This window comes from Pedobacter frigiditerrae (assembly GCF_004331645.1).
In the GTDB taxonomy this organism is placed as follows: domain Bacteria; phylum Bacteroidota; class Bacteroidia; order Sphingobacteriales; family Sphingobacteriaceae; genus Pedobacter; species Pedobacter frigiditerrae.
In genome coordinates, this window is the sequence record NZ_SJSK01000003.1 from 573,077 (window position 1) to 589,025 (window position 15,949).

Sequence of the window (15,949 nt, forward strand, 5' to 3'; positions counted from 1 at the left end):
TTTGATTTAATATGATATCAAAACTTAAGAGGAAATGTTACCTATGTAAATATTAATAATGAATAAACAACAAAAAGCCTTACTAATTTCAGATAGCATTTGTTTTTTGTTGTTTCTATTTTTCCTATTTTCTTTACCAAAAGAACTATTTAAGTCTCCAACCTCCTATTTAATAGAAGCTAGTAATGGCGAATTATTAAGTGCTTCTATTGCGAGCGATGGCCAATGGCGATTTCCTGTAGCAGACAACGTTCCTGATAAATTCGTAAAGTGCATTACGGCTTTTGAGGATCAGCGTTTCTTCCTGCATTTTGGAGTAGACCCAGTTGCAATGAGTAGGGCGATAAAACAAAATTTCAGTGCAAAAAATGTAGTGAGTGGCGGTAGTACATTAACAATGCAAGTTATTCGGTTATCGCGAAAGCAAAATAGAAATATTTGGCAAAAGCTAACTGAAATGTGGTTGGCAACAAGGTTGGAGTTTACTTATTCTAAAAAAGAAATTTTAGGGTTATATGCTTCAAATGCTCCTTTTGGGAGCAATGTGGTAGGTTTGGAAGCAGCGAGCTGGCGTTATTATGGTCGCAAAGCTGAAAATCTATCTTGGGGAGAAATAGCAACTTTGGCTGTTTTACCAAATAGCCCATCGTTGGTTCATCCTGGTAAAAATTCAAAACGATTAATAAAAAAGAGAAATGATTTATTGGACAAGTTGGCTAGGTTAAACATCATCGATCAAGCCACCGCAGATTTATCTAAGTCAGAACCAATTCCAGGTAGCCCGCTTCCATTACCTCAAAATGCACCACATTTGTTAAGTAGATTTAAAGAAGAAAAAAAATCCTTAAATATCAACTCTACAAGTTTAAAAACAACAATAGATTATGATTTACAACTAAAATTAAACGAGTTGCTTAAGCGATACAACAATCGCTATAAAGCAAATGATATCAATAACATTGCTGCTTTGGTGCTGGATGTAAAGACAGGAACTGTAAAAAGTTATATTGGTAATTGTTATCAGCCACAAAACGCTGCGTATGAAAGTTATGTAGATATGATCAAAGCGCCTAGAAGTCCGGGCAGTACGCTAAAACCTCTTTTGTATGCAAGTATGTTAAGCGATGGAATGTTATTACCGCATACTTTGGTTGCTGATGTTCCTACTCAAATTGCAGGTTATACGCCGCAGAATTATGATTTAGGTTATGATGGTGCTATCTCAGCAGATAAAGCCTTAAGTAGGTCGTTAAATATTCCGGCAGTAAAAATGTTGCAGCAATATAAATACGAACGCTTTTATGATAAGTTAAAAAAATTAAACTTTACCACTTTAAATCAACCTGCAGATCATTATGGTTTATCGCTCATTTTAGGCGGAAGTGAAGTTAAAATGTGGGATTTGGCGAGAAGTTATATGGGAATGGCAAGAACCTTAAACCATTTTAATGAATATCAGGGTAAGTACAATCCACACGATTATGATGCGCCAGTTTATGCAAATGATGTAAAACTATCATTTGATAAAAAAGAAACAGAATTAAATTCAATATTTGATCACGGCTCTATTTGGGCTACTTTTAACGCGATGGAAGAAGTAATGCGTCCAGGAGATGAAGGTTTGTGGGAGCAATTCTCCTCATCGCAAAGAGTGGCTTGGAAAACAGGAACAAGTTTTGGTTTTAGAGATGCTTGGGCAATAGGTTTAACACCAGATTATGTAGTTTGTGTTTGGGTTGGCAATGCCGATGGAGAAGGCAGACCTGGTTTAATGGGAATTGAGGTAGCTGCACCAGTTTTGTTTGATATTTTTAGACAATTACCTTCATCAAAATGGTTTGAGGCACCAAAAACAAAACTTAAAAAGGTTTTAGTTTGCAAGCAAAGTGGATATAAAGCTGGTGAATTTTGCGCCGATAAAATAACTGAATTGGTACCATTTGCTGGAGAAAAAACTACAATTTGTCCTTACCATAAGTTGGTTCATTTAAGTGCTACTGGAACTTTTAGGGTTACTGACAATTGCGAAAGCACATCGCTAATGCAGCACGAAAAATGGTTTGTTTTGCCCCCATCAATGGAATATTATTACAAAATTAAAAACAGTGATTATAAAGTATTACCCCCCTTTAAACCAGGTTGTGATATAGCAGGAGGAAATAATGTAATGGACATGATTTATCCTAAAAATAATGCTGTAATTTATATTCCAATTGAATTAGATGGTACCAGAGGTAAAATTATTTTGAATGCTGCACATCGGAATGTGGAAACTAAAATCTATTGGCACATAGATGCTGAGTTTGTGGGCAGCACAAAATCATTTCATCAATTAGCTATTAGCCCACTTCCCGGAAAACACACCTTAACATTAGTTGATGAAAATGGAGAGCGACTTGTTCAAGTATTTACAATTTTAGATAAGGATAAAAAATCTAAAAACAATTAACTCTTTACTTCATCAATAGCGGTTGCTTTCTTTAGCTTACGCTCAACAGAACCCACTGTAATTAGATATTGTGCCAACATATAGGTGGTCATAATGGCAATACCTGCACCATTAAATGGATTTACAAATTTGTTATAGGCCAGAATAGAATCTGAAATGAGAAAGGCAAGAGCACCAAAAAATATTAAATTAAAGCTGACCCTATTTACTCTACCTTTTCTATTTACTGCCATGATACCCATCAAAGAAATAACGAAAGCATAAACCATAACTGGAATTTTCATAGCTCCTAAATACGGTCTCAGAAATAAATAAAAGCTTAAGCAGAAAACCCCAAAGACGATCAAAGCCAGCCAAGTTGATTTCTTTTCGATAGCAGGATTCCATTTATAATCCAAATAAAAGGCACTGATGTAGCATAAATGACCAATGAGGAAGGCAATTAAACCAAACATAAAAAATGATGAATTAACGTGGAGGAACATTAAAAAACTATCACCTACTAATCCAAAGAATAATCCAGAAAAAATTCTTTTAGCAAACCTACCACGTAATTGCGTTTGATAGGCATAAAATATCATTAACGAAATTGTAATTAACGGTTTTACAATATAATAGAAATCTGCCAATACTAGCTTAGCGGTCTTGCTATCGGACTCCATCAAAATTTGAATAATAAATATAAAGGCGAAGGCAATACTAAACTGAAGATATTTTTGGAGCATCGATAATTGAATTTTGTAAGTAATAAAACCAAATTGCTGTAATAATCTGTACAATTATTACACTTATGGCAAGAATGTTAAATATGGCTAAATCTTTAAATAAGTATAATCCTAAAATACTTAATACAATTCTTAAGTATTCAAAATGCTTCACCCATAGTTTCTTTTCTAATAAAGCTCCACAACTTAAGAGCGCAAAAATAGTGAGTGCAGAAGCAAAGGCTAATGTAGCGGTTTCTAATTTAAAATAAAGAAATAACAAGAGGGATGCAGATATCAAAGCAACTATAAATTGAAAAAACACATAAAAAAAGACTTGCTTACTAAAACTCGAGTCAAACTTTTGATATTTTTCTACATCTATTTCGGGTGCTGGTTTAAAGCCTCCCAGTTTTTCAGGAAACCAGCCTGGCGGTTTAATAAAAACCTTAATTTTATCTTTAAAATTATCAGCCCTTTCTGCTGTTGACCATAACTCTGCCCAGTAATGAAGATTTGCCCAAACAGGATTCCAACTTGCCAATGGTGTTGTAATTCCGTAATATACCTCCTCTTCTTCTTTCTGAAAAGTGCCGAACAACCTATCCCAAATGATTAAGGTCCCAGCGTGATTTTTGTCAATATATTTAGGATTTGATCCATGATGCACTCTATGGTGTGATGGTGTATTTAAGATATATTCTAACAACCCCAGACTTTTAATGGTTCTGGTATGTATCCAGAACTGGTATAAGGTATTAAAGGCACTCAGGGTTACAAACATTAATGGGTCAAAACCAATTAAGGCAAGAGGTAGGTAAAAAACCCACGCAAACCAACTTTGAAACCAAGATTGGCGTAAAGCGACTGTTAAATTGTACTCTTCAGATTGATGATGTACAATATGAGCTGCCCATAACGCATTTACTTGATGACTCATTCTATGGAACCAATAATAGAAAAAATCGACCCCTATAAATAAAATAATCCAGGTCCAAATGGTATCTGGAATTTCAAATAACTTCCAATTTTCGAAAATATATTTGTAGCCAAAAAACAAGGCTGTTTTCATGAAAAGACCAGTGATTTGAGAACCAATTCCTTGACTTAAATTTGAAATACTATCATTAAAACGATAGTACTTTAGTTTTTTATAAAAATCATAAAATAACTCAATACCTATAAGGATAAAAAATATAGGGACAGATAGAGCTATATAATCAACTTTCATTCATTTTACTATTTGGTTAATTAAAGATAGTAATTATGTGGATATAAAAATCGAGGACAAAAAAAAATGCGAACCCATTAGATTCGCAATCCTTTTATAATTGATAAAACCTTCAAATAAGATTTTAAAAATAAGAAATATTAATCCGTAAAAATCCTTTAGCCCAAATAGACTTTATAAAGTCAAGAGGAAAGCTACAATCTAGTAACTACGTTCTCTACTGTTGTTACGTTTAAAACCACCACCAGCGTTACCGCCACCCGTGTTTGGTTTTTCTTGCGCTTCAGCAACTTTAATTCTGTTACCGTTGTAGTCGCCACCGTTCATTCTTTTGATAGCTTCTCTAGCTTCATCATCATTAGGCATCTCTACAAAACCAAAGCCACGGCTTTGATTAGTTTCGCGGTCTTTAATAATTCTAAGTGATTTTACTTGACCGAAATCACCAAATACGGCTGTTAATTCATCTTCCCCTACTTCTAAAGGAAGGCCTGTAATAAATATCTTCATTAATGTTTAAAAATTTGCACAAAGATACAAAAAATAATGGTCATTTTGCTATCTAAGTGTCAGTTAATTTAATTTATAAGTTATTGTTTTTCAATTATATTCATTAAATAACATTAAGTTATTCTCTTATTATTCGTTGATTTGACCCATTCAGTTTTATCGCAAACCTTACAAGCAATTTTTTTATTTGGGGAAAGTTGCTCAGTATACCCGCAAAAACTACATGAATAATGGCCTTTTTGTTTTATTTCGATATGTTTTTCACAAAATAATGCTGGCAAAATAGGTAAGCCATATTTAACTTCTTCAGTAGAATAAAAAAATACACTTACACTACCAGAGGTTTCAATTATTGCAAGTTCTACCTGTCCGAGATGTGAAATGCTTTGCAAACGCAGCTCAGAGAAAAATTCATCCTGAGCCAATGTTTCTTTTTTGAAATTATCAATTGAAAATCGTCCATCCTTAATTAAGCAAGTGCAACTGCCCTCTAATAATTGCTCTACCTTTTTGCTTTTATTTACAAAATAGGAGGTTACTTTGTAAGCAAAAACTACAACTGAAAATACAGCAACGGCTGATATTAATCCGACTTCCTTATAAAACATTGGATCTCCGGCGGCAGAACCTAAACTGATAATTACTACCAGCTCAAATACAGATAATTGTTTAACACCTCTTTTCCCTAAAACTCTTAGGCTAAAAAGAACAATTAAGTACATAACCAGTGTACGAATCATTATTTCGGGGATAAAGCCCCATTCTTCATCTCCTATTAATAGTTTCTCTAAATCTTTTATGAAATTTTGGAATATAAAAAGCATTAAAAAAGGTTTATAGCATAACACGCTATAAACCCTTTTGTGTTTAAAAAAAATATTTTATGCTATAACTAGCAGTTTAAGAAGTCTTATGGCACTAGCAGATTTAATATATGCTGCAACATCATGATGTGAACAGTTTTCTATTTCGTTAATTTCTGCCATGGTAACGTCTTTAAATGCCATGCTCCAATCTTTATAATATCTTTCACTTGCAGCTCCGACGGTTATGATTTTTAAAGCTATTAGTCTATCATCTTTTGTTATAGAATGATAAACCTCTTCAACATTTTCTTTTTTCCCTTCCAGTAGTTGAATAAAGGTACCTTCACAATGCAAAAGTTTACCTGTTATATCTAAAGATTCATTTCTGGATCTAGCTTTTGCTAATAAAGAATTAAAATCCTCTGCGGTAAATTGATTTCTGGCGATGCCAAAATATAATAGATAATAATACATCTTAATTTAATGTTTTTTCTTTAATGTGGTTTTACTAGCCCTTGTTTTAAAAGCCGTTAATAAGAGCTGTCTTAAATCTTCCGGTTCTACCCTATCTAGGTTAACCAGCATATATTTATATTTAAGATAATGGTCTGTAATAAAAAACGTTTTTGGGTCTTTATCCATCCATTTTTCTCGTTCTATAGTATGGATGACTAGGTTTTCCCCATCTTCTTTTAACCTGGCAAAAATATTTTTGTTTACATAGAAAGCTGGGGTGTCAAAACAAATTTGCTCATAAACATCAGGAAGTGTTAATACAACTTGCCTAATAAATGTTAAAGCCAAAATGGTTTTATCTTGCATTTATCCTCGTCCTGCCATTTTTATCATTCTGTGAGCCAAATCCTTACCTAAATAACCATCAATTACACCATGAACAAGATATAATATAGGTGTCATTAGCAATGCAACTACAAATTTGTAGGTATAACCAACTAAACCAATTGCAGCAACCATTTGCCAGCTCCAATGATAAGCAGGATTTAAGTAGAATGCTATAAAAATAACCACAAAACTATCTATCAACTGGGAAAAGATAGTTGACCCAGTTGCCCTTAACCAAAGTGCTCTTTCTCCCGTAAATTTTTTAATCCTATGGAAGATTAAAACATCAACCATTTGCCCAATTAAAAAAGCTGTGATTGAGCCAACTATAATCCACATTCCTTGCCCAAAAATTGCATCAAAAGCTACTAACATATTAATGTCTTGACCATCTACTTTTTGCATTACCCAAAAATCAGATGGCTGCAATTTCATAGCTAACCATACTACAAAAAAAGCAAAGCCAATTAACACACTTGTTAAAATAGATAGAAATCGAACCTGTTTTACACCAAAGTATTCGTTTATGATATCTGTCATTATAAAAATGATTGGCCAAGTTAGCACTCCAGCTGACATATTAAATGAAAGGTTAGGAACACCAAAAAGATTAATATCAAATTTCTTAAATCCTAGTGTTTCCTCTACTGAGAAAATTTTAACTCCAATAAATTCTGATAAAATAGCATTGGCTACAAAAAATGCACCTAGAACAAGTAGCAATCGGCTTTCTTTGGTTTTAAAAGTCATGTTAGCTAAAATACAACTATTTTAATGTAAACGAAATTCTAATACCTATTCATTTGTTATCTTTCTATTTTTACAAAGTTCAGACTTGCAAGAAATAGCAAATCTTCATCTTTGCAGCTCTCAAAAATGCACATGGCAAAAGCTAAATCTTTCTATATCATTCTAATTTTAGGCTCTTTAGCAGCACTTGGGCCCTTTTCTATAGATATGTATTTACCAGGTTTTAAGGCAATAGCTAAAGATTTAAATACAGATGTTCCAAAGGTTTCTCTGTCGCTGTCTAGTTTTTTTATCGGCATTTCTGCTGGTCAATTATTGTACGGGCCATTACTAGATAAATTTGGAAGAAAAAAACCGCTCTATTTTGGATTAATACTTTATATCCTATCATCGCTTTGCTGTTTGTTTGTAACATCAATTGACCAATTAATTATTTTAAGATTTATTCAAGCAATTGGTAGTTGTGCTGCTGCTGTAGCTTCAATTGCCATGGTTAGAGATTTATTCACTGTTGAAGAAAGTCCGAAAGTCTTTGCATCACTTTTATTGGTTATTGCCTTATCTCCAATGTTAGCACCAACAGCGGGTGGTTATTTAATTGCTGCATTAGGTTGGCAATCGGTATTTGTATTTTTAAGTTTAATGGCTGTTTTGATGTTATTAACTACAATTTGGTTACTGCCAGAAAGTTATGAACCAGACCCTACTTACTCCTTAAAACCAAAACCTATTTTAACAAACTTTTTTGTTGTTTTAAAAGAACCTAGTTTTTATACCTACGCATTGGTAAGTGCAATTACTTTTAGCGGTTTGTTTGCTTATGTATCTTCGTCACCTGTGGTTTTTATGGATTTGTATAAGGTTAGCGAAACTGGTTACGGGTGGATTTTTGCTATTTTATCAGTATTCTTTATCGGTTTTAGTCAAGTAAATAGTTTGATTTTAAAATGGTTTACGAGCAAAAAAATAGTCTTTTGGGCACTTATCTTACAATGTTTGGTTAGTATATTGTTTCTAGTTGCAGCATTAAACAATCTCTTAAGTCTTTACGTAACCATTGGTTTTATTGCTTTATTTTTAGGTTGTTTAGGGTTTATAAATCCAAATGCTTCTGCACTTTCCTTAGCTCCTTTTACAAAAAATGCTGGTAGTGCTTCTGCATTAATGGGTGCTTTGCAAATGGGTTTAGGTGCTTTGGCATCTGCAGCGATAAGTATGTTTGCAGCAGATGTAATGTGGCCAATGCCAGCAGTTATGACTATCGCAGCTTTATTAGCATTAATATTTTTATTAATTGGCAGAAGAAAAATTAAGCCCAACACAATAAATCAATAATTAGATTTTATAGTATTATTACTATTTTCGTAGTACATGATACCTATAAATTCTAAACTACCTACAGTTGGCACCACTATTTTTTCGGTGATGTCTAAATTGGCCCAGGAGCATAATGCTATTAATCTATCCCAAGGTTTTCCAGATTATGCTACCGATCCGAAATTAATCAAATTTGTTGCTGATGCAATGTACAACGGGCACAACCAATATGCTCCAATGCCAGGATTACCTGTTCTAAGAGAAATTATAGCAGAAAAGGCTGCTGAATTTTACGGAGCAAAATATAATCCAGATACAGAAGTTACCATAACAGCAGGCGGAACTCAAGCTATTTTTACCGCAATTGCAGCTGTTATTAATGCAGGCGATGAGGTAATTATTTTTGAGCCTGCCTACGATAGCTACTCACCTACCATTAAATTGTTCGGAGGTCTAGTTAAGCCATTTGCACTTCACGCACCAGATTATAAAATCGATTGGGAAATGGTTAAAAAGTTGTTTTCGGCTAATACCAAAATGATTATTTTAAATAGCCCGCAAAATCCTACAGGGAGCATATTAAGTAAGGAAGATATTAATGCGTTAATTAAACTCACAAAAAACACTGATATATTAATTTTGAGTGATGAAGTTTACGAACATATTATCTATGATGGCGAGCAACATCAAAGCGTTTCCTTATACCCAGAGTTGCAAGAAAGGAGCTTTGTAATTGCCTCTTTTGGAAAACTTTTACATACCACAGGGTGGAAGTTAGGTTATTGCCTTGCTCCTGCCAAGCTTACAGCAGAATTTAGAAAAACACACCAATTTAATGTTTTCAGCGTTAATACTCCTATGCAGTTAGGCATTGCCAATTATTTGAAAAGTGAAAACATTTATAAAGAAATACCTGATTTCTTTCAGCAGAAAAGAGATTTTTTCAGGTCGCTTTTAAGTGAGACTAAATTTAAATTATTACCTTGTAAAGGTTCTTATTTTCAGTGCGTAAGCTACGAAGAAATTAGCGACGAGAAAGATAGTGAAATAGCAAAAAGATTAGTGGTTGAGTTTGGTGTGGCAAGTATCCCCGTTTCTGCCTTTTACACTAAAAATACAGATGATAGCATATTAAGGTTTTGTTTCGCTAAAGAACAAAGCACTTTAGAACAGGCTGTTGAAAGACTAATGAAAATATAATTTTAATCCATATAAAAAATTATAAAATGGAAAGTCCACAATATTTAAACATACAAAACCTGAAGATTACTGTATTTCAGGCTTATTTGTTTTGGGAAAATATAGATAAAAACCTTCAAAATATATCCTTAAGATTATCTGGAGGTGTTAGAGAAAAAACAGACTTGATTGTACTACCAGAAATGTTTAATACAGGTTTTACAATGAAAGCCGAAGAACTTGCCGAAGAAATGGACGGAAAGACAATGCAATGGCTTGCTAAAACAGCACAAAGTTATGATTGCGTCATCACCGGAAGTTTGATTATTAAAGAAAAAGGAAATTTCTATAACAGAATGATTTGGATGTTGCCATCAGGCGATTATCAGTTTTACGATAAACATCACTTATTTAGCATGGGCGATGAAGATAAACATTTCACCGCAGGTCAAACACCTTTAATTGTGGAGCTAAAAGGATGGAAAATTAGATTAGCAATTTGCTATGATTTGCGTTTTCCCGTTTGGTTAAGAAATAAAAATGCTGAATATGATATCCTGTTATTAATCGCCAGTTGGCCAGATAAACGTTCTTCACATTGGAGAACGCTAATTCACGCTCGTTCTATCGAAAATCAAAGCTATGTTATTGCTGTAAATCGTGTTGGTCACGACGGTAATCAGGTTTATCATAGCGGACATTCAATGTGTATCGACCCATATGGCAATACGGTTTATTACAAACCTGAAGATGAAGATTTGTATACTTTTAGCATCAACTATCCAGATTTAGAAAAAACGAGAAGACAGTTTCCTTTCTTAAAAGATGCTGATAATTATACCATAAGTTAAATTACAAATGTTCAATAGAAGAAAATTCTTAAAAGCTTCTGCTCTATCTACAGCCTTATTGGCTATTGGCAAAAAGAGCATAGCTAATACGCTACCATCCTCAACAAATGTTATCAATAAACCAATCGTAATTTCTACTTGGGATTTCGGTGTTGCAGCAAATGCTGATGCATGGAAAGTTTTAAGCAAAAATGGTAGAGCTTTAGATGCAGTTGAGCAAGGCGTTTGGGTTCCAGAAGCTGATGAAAGCAACCAGTCTGTAGGTTATGGCGGTTTGCCTGATAGAGATGGGAAAGTTACGCTCGATGCTTGTATCATGGATGAGCTCGGTAATTGTGGAGCCGTTTTAGCATTAGAACATATTTTACATCCAATTTCGGTTGCCCGTAAAGTTATGGAGAAAACCCCTCACGTTATGCTTGCTGGAGATGGCGCTTTACAATTTGCTCTGGAACAAGGTTTTAAAAAAATCAACTTACTTACACCTGCATCAGAAAAAGCTTGGAAAGAATGGTTAAAAACGGCTAAATACGAACCAGTAATAAACATTGAAAATAAACTTTACGATAAAGCTGCTCCGAATAAATTACCTGGAAATAAATATAACCACGATACCATTGGGATGATTGCAATGGATGCACAGGGTAATCTTTCTGGTGCTTGTACCACGAGCGGAATGGCTTATAAATTACACGGCCGCATTGGCGATAGCCCGATAATTGGAGCTGGTTTATATATTGATAATGAAATTGGTGGAGCAACATCAACCGGTGTTGGAGAAGAAGTAGTAAGAAATGTAGGTTCTTTTTTAGTTGTAGAATTAATGCGCCAAGGTTATTCTCCAGAAGAAGCCTGTAAAGAAGCTGTAATGCGCATCATTAAGAAGAAACCTGAAACTGCAAAAAACATACAAGTTGGCTTTTTAGCATTGAATAAAAAAGGCGAATATGGAGCCTATGCTATTCAAAAAGGATTTAGTTATGCAGTATGTGATAGTCAAAAACAAGATTTAGTAATTAAAGGAAAGAGCTATTACTAATTGTAAGCAATAATGACTTTATCTAATATACTTGAAATCTGTGCTAATTCATTTTCTTCAGCTCTTGAAGCAGAAAAAGGTGGTGCAAATCGTATTGAGCTTTGTGAAAATATGGCTGAAGGAGGTACCACTCCTAGCTATGCACAAATTAAATTGTGTAAAGAAAAACTAAACATTCAAGTTTGGCCAATCATCCGTCCACGTGGGGGTGATTTTTTATATAGCTATGATGAATTCGAATTAATGAAAGAAGATATCAAAATCTGTAAGTCATTAAACTGCGATGGTGTTGTAACTGGAATTTTATTGGCTAATGGCGAAATAGACAAAATACGCTGTGCTGAACTCATAAAACTGGCTAAGCCGATGCCCATCTCTTTTCACCGGGCTTTTGATATGAGCAATGATTTAGAAAAAGCTTTAGAAGATTTGATTGAACTAGGTTTTGTAAGGGTTTTAACATCAGGTGGTTCAAGTAATGCTTTTGCAGGTGCTGAAATTATTACTAAATTGGTTAAACAAGCTAATTGTAGAATTGAAATTATGCCAGGAGCTGGAATAAACCCTCAAAATATTTTACAAATCGCAGCTCAAACTGGTACTCAAAACTTCCATTCATCAGCAAGACAAGCTGTTAAGAGTAAAATGGAATATCGCAATCAAACAAGCAAAATGGGAAGTATTGAAGATGAATATCAATACCAACAAACTTCAGCAGAATTGGTTAAACAAATGGTAGAAAAACTAAAATGAGAAAACTAAACATTGTTTTATTATTAATCGCTTTTGCATTTATTGCCGATGCTCAAACCAGTAAACCTAAGGCTCCAGAATTTGCTTTAGGGACTTTTACTGATGATTATGGAATAAGCTATGTGATAAATGATACAATTTGGACTCAAAATCCCAAAACAAAGTACCATATCATAAAATGGAATCCTGAAAAGCAGTATTTGGTAGCTAAAAATGATGTTGGGAACAAAACCGATGCTAATAAATATACGCGTATTGACTATATGACGTTTACTGGAATGGCGCCATACTTATGGGGATTTTGCCTGACCGCCTATGATGCAGAAACTGATGTTATTGCTGAACAAACCGCGGCAGCTGACAGACAAAATCCTAAAAAAGGATGCAATGGTTATCCTTTCTCTAGAATGAAAAGAGTTGAAATAAAACCTACTACAAACTAGCTTAATGAAGTTTTCTAAAATATTTATTGCAATCTTATTATTTGTAAATTTTGCGATTGCCCAAACCAAAAGAGATTATAATCAGTATGTAAATCCATTTATCGGAACTGGTGGTCACGGTCATACTTATCCCGGACCTGCCCTTCCCTTTGGGATGATACAACCAGGTCCAGACACAAGATTAGAAGGCTGGGATGGCTGTTCTGGCTATCATTATACAGACAATACAATCTATGGCTTTTCTCAAACTCACTTAAGCGGAACAGGAATTCCAGATTATTGTGATTTCTTGTTTATGCCAACAGTTGGAAAACCACAGTTCATAAACACCCAATATGCTTCTCCATTTCAAAAGAAGAATGAAAAAGCTAGTACTGGTTACTACAGTACTTTCTTAGATAAATATAATATTAAAGCAGAAATAACAGCTACAAGACGCTCTGGTTTATACAAATTCACTTATCCAAAATCAAATGAAGCAAACATCATTATCGATTTAAAACACAGAGATAAGGTTTTAGACAGCTGGATTGAGATTGTAAATGACAGAGAAATTAAAGGTTACAGAAAATCAAAAGCTTGGGCAACGGGGCAAGAGTTATATTTTCACGTTCGCTACAACAAACCTTTTAAAGCTTACGGAATTGCCATTGATGATGAATTAAAGCCAGGCATCAAAAAAGCCAAAGGAACAAACCTCAAATTATACATTCAGTTTGAAACCAGCAATCAAGAAGCAATTCTTTCTAGAGTTGCAATTTCTGCAGTTGATGACAAAGGCGCTTTAAAGAATTTAGATGCTGAAGTTGACGGATTTGATTTTGCAAAAGTGCTAACAAAAGCTAAAATGGCGTGGAATAAAGAATTGTCAAAAATTGATGCAGAAAGTAACAACAAAAAACAATTAGCTACTTTTTATACTGCACTTTATCATAGTTTACTTAATCCTAATTTATATATGGATGTTGATGGTAAATATCGTGGCTTAGACAATAAAATTCATACCGCAAAAGACTTCGAATATTTTACTGTTTTCTCTTTGTGGGATACTTACAGGACAGAAAATCCTTTACTGACATTAATTGATAAAAAGAGGACTTTGGATTTTATCAAAACATTTTTAGCAATGCACCAACAAGGCGGACAATTGCCTATTTGGCCCTTAGCTAATGACGAAACATTTTGTATGATTGGCAATCACGCTATTCCAGTTATTACTGATGCTTATGCAAAAGGAATTAGAGGTTTTGATACTAAATTGGCTTTGGAGGCAATGAAACATGCCGTAAATCGTAAACAATTTGGAATAGATATTTACGCTAAAAATGGTGCTGTATTAGCTGATGTAGAACATGAAAGTGCTTCTAAAACAGTAGAATACGCTTATGATGATTGGTCTATTGCACAATTTGCGAAAATGATTGGTGCAGAGGCTGATTATCAGAAATACATAACAAGAGCCCAGAATTGGAAAAATGTATACGACCCATCAACTGGACATATTCGAGCAAGAAATAACGGTGGTTGGTGGAAACCGTTTAATCCGACAGAAGTAAACAACAATTATACTGAAGGTAATTCTTGGCATTACAGTTTTAGTACACAGCAAGATATTAATGGTCATATGAATTTGATGGGTGGCGAAAAAAATTACCAAGCAAAGCTGGATGAATTGTTCACTACAAAACAAGGTTTAACTGGTCGCGACCAAAGTGATATTACGGGTTTGATTGGACAATATGCTCACGGAAACGAACCAAGTCATCATATGGCTTACCTTTTTAATTTCACTTCACATCCAGAAAAAACGCAGTATTACATTAATAAAATAATGAACGAGCAATACCACGACCAGCCGGATGGTTTGTCTGGAAACGAAGATTGCGGACAAATGAGTGCTTGGTTAGTAATGAGCGCAATGGGAATTTATCCAGTTTCTCCTGGAAATAATATTTACAATATTGGTACACCTTGGTTTAAAAAGATCAAGGTTGCTTTAGAGAATGGTAAAAAAATCATCATCTCCGCTCCTGCTAAAACTAATTCGAATTATTACATTAAAGGCATTACTCTAAATGGAAAACCACATAAAAAGTTGTTCTTGAATTTTTCAGATTTAGCAAATGGAGCAAATTTAAATTTTGCTTTGTCGGCTACACCAGCTATGAAATACTTGAATGGTTTACAAAAACCTGTAATGAAAATCACAGAAAATCTGATTGTTCCTAATCCTATAATTGATGGTCCGCAAGAAACTTTTAAAGATAAAGCCGAAGTTAGCATTACCTCTGCCCTAGCCAATACAGCAATTTATTATACGCTAGATGGAAGTACTCCAAACCAGAATTCGACAAAATATGTTGCTCCATTTAACATTGATAAAGACGCAACTGTAAATTCCATCGCATATAAAAAAGATTTTAAAACAAGTTATGTAAGTACAGCGACTTATAAAAAAATTAACAATAACTACGCTATCAAAATTAACAGTGAAATTAATAAAAGCTTTACTGGTGGAGGAAATGATGCGTTAATTGATGACATTAGAGGTGCTATTAATTGGAGAGTTGGCAACAGATGGCAAGGTTTCTGGGGTAAAGATTTTGAAGCTATTTTAGATTTAGGAAAAACCCAACAAGTAAATTCTGTTAGCATTGGTGCTTTGCAAGATACCAATGCTTGGATTGTTTTTCCGCCAGAAACAGAATTTTGGATTGCCGGAAATGATATGAATTTCAAATCAATTGGGACTGTAAAAACTCCAGTTGATGCAAAAGATTATAACATACAGATTAGGGAGTTAGGTATAAAAGTAAATACGGATTGTAGATATATTAAAATTATAGCTAAAAATTATGGCGAATTGCCTGCTTGGCACGAAGGTGCAGGTGGAAAAGCGCATACGTTTTTTGATGAAATAACGGTTAAATAACTAAACTCGTCATTGCGAGCCTAGCGACGCAATCTTTGCTGCTAGACGGATTGTGCTTCATCGTTTCACTCCTTTACAATGACGAACTTCTGTCACGATCTTTGCAACCTTCAATAGTAGCAAAAACCTTTATTATCTAAAC

15 protein-coding genes are annotated in these 15,949 nt (G+C 34.1%); 8 read left to right on the forward strand and 7 right to left on the reverse strand.

From position 1 onward, the window contains the following. Positions 1 to 58 precede the first annotated feature (58 nt). Positions 59 to 2,449, forward strand: coding sequence for a penicillin-binding protein 1C (gene pbpC / locus EZ428_RS14035; RefSeq protein WP_131553797.1), 2,391 nt, complete (start codon positions 59 to 61; stop codon positions 2,447 to 2,449). Here the strand turns inward: pbpC and EZ428_RS14040 are convergent. From EZ428_RS14040 to EZ428_RS14070, 7 genes are all read right to left on the reverse strand, one after another. Then, positions 2,446 to 3,174: a lysoplasmalogenase gene (locus tag EZ428_RS14040; protein WP_131553798.1), complete on the reverse strand. Its 729-nt coding sequence runs from the start codon at positions 3,172 to 3,174 to the stop codon at positions 2,446 to 2,448. The genes pbpC and EZ428_RS14040 overlap by 4 nt on opposite strands. Beyond that, positions 3,149 to 4,384, reverse strand: coding sequence for a sterol desaturase family protein (locus tag EZ428_RS14045; protein ID WP_131553799.1), 1,236 nt, complete (start codon positions 4,382 to 4,384; stop codon positions 3,149 to 3,151). Before EZ428_RS14045 ends, EZ428_RS14040 begins: the two co-directional genes overlap by 26 nt. 201 nt (positions 4,385 to 4,585) lie before the next feature. After that, positions 4,586 to 4,894 carry an RNA recognition motif domain-containing protein gene (locus tag EZ428_RS14050; protein WP_131553800.1) on the reverse strand — a complete coding sequence of 103 codons (309 nt, stop codon included), beginning with the start codon at positions 4,892 to 4,894 and terminating at the stop codon, positions 4,586 to 4,588. A gap of 113 nt (positions 4,895 to 5,007) precedes the next feature. Next, positions 5,008 to 5,718 carry a YetF domain-containing protein gene (locus EZ428_RS14055; protein WP_205945705.1) on the reverse strand — a complete coding sequence of 237 codons (711 nt, stop codon included), beginning with the start codon at positions 5,716 to 5,718 and terminating at the stop codon, positions 5,008 to 5,010. 57 nt (positions 5,719 to 5,775) lie between these two features. Next, complete coding sequence (locus EZ428_RS14060; protein ID WP_131553801.1) at positions 5,776 to 6,174, reverse strand: BLUF domain-containing protein; 399 nt, start codon at positions 6,172 to 6,174, stop codon at positions 5,776 to 5,778. Positions 6,175 to 6,180: 6 nt separating this feature from the next. Continuing rightward, a complete protein-coding gene (locus tag EZ428_RS14065; RefSeq protein ID WP_131553802.1) occupies positions 6,181 to 6,522 on the reverse strand; it encodes an MmcQ/YjbR family DNA-binding protein in 342 nt (113 codons plus the stop codon). Next, positions 6,523 to 7,293, reverse strand: a complete 771-nt coding sequence (locus tag EZ428_RS14070; protein WP_131553803.1) for a queuosine precursor transporter — start codon at positions 7,291 to 7,293, stop codon at positions 6,523 to 6,525. A gap of 132 nt (positions 7,294 to 7,425) precedes the next feature. Here EZ428_RS14070 and EZ428_RS14075 point away from each other — a divergent pair, with 132 nt between their 5' ends. The 7 genes from EZ428_RS14075 to EZ428_RS14105 are packed head-to-tail and all read left to right on the forward strand — an operon-like array spanning position 7,426 to position 15,807. Further along, complete coding sequence (locus EZ428_RS14075; RefSeq protein WP_131553804.1) at positions 7,426 to 8,628, forward strand: multidrug effflux MFS transporter; 1,203 nt, start codon at positions 7,426 to 7,428, stop codon at positions 8,626 to 8,628. Between the two features lie 36 nt (positions 8,629 to 8,664). Beyond that, positions 8,665 to 9,810 carry a methionine aminotransferase gene (locus EZ428_RS14080; protein ID WP_131553805.1) on the forward strand — a complete coding sequence of 382 codons (1,146 nt, stop codon included), beginning with the start codon at positions 8,665 to 8,667 and terminating at the stop codon, positions 9,808 to 9,810. 26 nt (positions 9,811 to 9,836) lie between these two features. Continuing rightward, complete coding sequence (locus EZ428_RS14085; RefSeq protein ID WP_205945706.1) at positions 9,837 to 10,640, forward strand: nitrilase family protein; 804 nt, start codon at positions 9,837 to 9,839, stop codon at positions 10,638 to 10,640. Positions 10,641 to 10,647: 7 nt separating this feature from the next. Beyond that, a complete protein-coding gene (locus EZ428_RS14090; RefSeq protein ID WP_131553806.1) occupies positions 10,648 to 11,679 on the forward strand; it encodes a N(4)-(beta-N-acetylglucosaminyl)-L-asparaginase in 1,032 nt (343 codons plus the stop codon). A gap of 12 nt (positions 11,680 to 11,691) precedes the next feature. Next, positions 11,692 to 12,432: a copper homeostasis protein CutC gene (locus EZ428_RS14095; protein WP_131553807.1), complete on the forward strand. Its 741-nt coding sequence runs from the start codon at positions 11,692 to 11,694 to the stop codon at positions 12,430 to 12,432. Further along, positions 12,429 to 12,875 (forward strand): hypothetical protein, encoded by a 447-nt coding sequence (locus tag EZ428_RS14100; RefSeq protein ID WP_131553808.1) that lies wholly within the window; start codon positions 12,429 to 12,431, stop codon positions 12,873 to 12,875. The genes EZ428_RS14095 and EZ428_RS14100 overlap by 4 nt, the downstream gene beginning before the upstream one ends. A gap of 4 nt (positions 12,876 to 12,879) precedes the next feature. Beyond that, complete coding sequence (locus tag EZ428_RS14105) at positions 12,880 to 15,807, forward strand: GH92 family glycosyl hydrolase (protein ID WP_131553809.1); 2,928 nt, start codon at positions 12,880 to 12,882, stop codon at positions 15,805 to 15,807. The last annotated feature ends 142 nt before the right edge of the window (positions 15,808 to 15,949 follow it).

What these genes read in the sequence shown, in the direction of transcription:
- EZ428_RS14085 (WP_205945706.1), top strand. Translation starts at nt 9,837, where the DNA reads ATGGAAAGTCCACAATATTTAAACATACAAAACCTGAAGATTACTGTA.
- EZ428_RS14040 (WP_131553798.1), bottom strand. Translation starts at nt 3,174, where the DNA reads ATGCTCCAAAAATATCTTCAGTTTAGTATTGCCTTCGCCTTTATATTT.
- EZ428_RS14080 (WP_131553805.1), top strand. Translation starts at nt 8,665, where the DNA reads ATGATACCTATAAATTCTAAACTACCTACAGTTGGCACCACTATTTTT.
- EZ428_RS14095 (WP_131553807.1), top strand. Translation starts at nt 11,692, where the DNA reads ATGACTTTATCTAATATACTTGAAATCTGTGCTAATTCATTTTCTTCA.
- EZ428_RS14090 (WP_131553806.1), top strand. Translation starts at nt 10,648, where the DNA reads ATGTTCAATAGAAGAAAATTCTTAAAAGCTTCTGCTCTATCTACAGCC.
- EZ428_RS14100 (WP_131553808.1), top strand. Translation starts at nt 12,429, where the DNA reads ATGAGAAAACTAAACATTGTTTTATTATTAATCGCTTTTGCATTTATT.
- EZ428_RS14050 (WP_131553800.1), bottom strand. Translation starts at nt 4,894, where the DNA reads ATGAAGATATTTATTACAGGCCTTCCTTTAGAAGTAGGGGAAGATGAA.
- EZ428_RS14105 (WP_131553809.1), top strand. Translation starts at nt 12,880, where the DNA reads ATGAAGTTTTCTAAAATATTTATTGCAATCTTATTATTTGTAAATTTT.
- EZ428_RS14070 (WP_131553803.1), bottom strand. Translation starts at nt 7,293, where the DNA reads ATGACTTTTAAAACCAAAGAAAGCCGATTGCTACTTGTTCTAGGTGCA.
- EZ428_RS14075 (WP_131553804.1), top strand. Translation starts at nt 7,426, where the DNA reads ATGGCAAAAGCTAAATCTTTCTATATCATTCTAATTTTAGGCTCTTTA.
- EZ428_RS14045 (WP_131553799.1), bottom strand. Translation starts at nt 4,384, where the DNA reads ATGAAAGTTGATTATATAGCTCTATCTGTCCCTATATTTTTTATCCTT.
- pbpC (WP_131553797.1), top strand. Translation starts at nt 59, where the DNA reads ATGAATAAACAACAAAAAGCCTTACTAATTTCAGATAGCATTTGTTTT.
- EZ428_RS14060 (WP_131553801.1), bottom strand. Translation starts at nt 6,174, where the DNA reads ATGTATTATTATCTATTATATTTTGGCATCGCCAGAAATCAATTTACC.
- EZ428_RS14055 (WP_205945705.1), bottom strand. Translation starts at nt 5,718, where the DNA reads ATGCTTTTTATATTCCAAAATTTCATAAAAGATTTAGAGAAACTATTA.
- EZ428_RS14065 (WP_131553802.1), bottom strand. Translation starts at nt 6,522, where the DNA reads ATGCAAGATAAAACCATTTTGGCTTTAACATTTATTAGGCAAGTTGTA.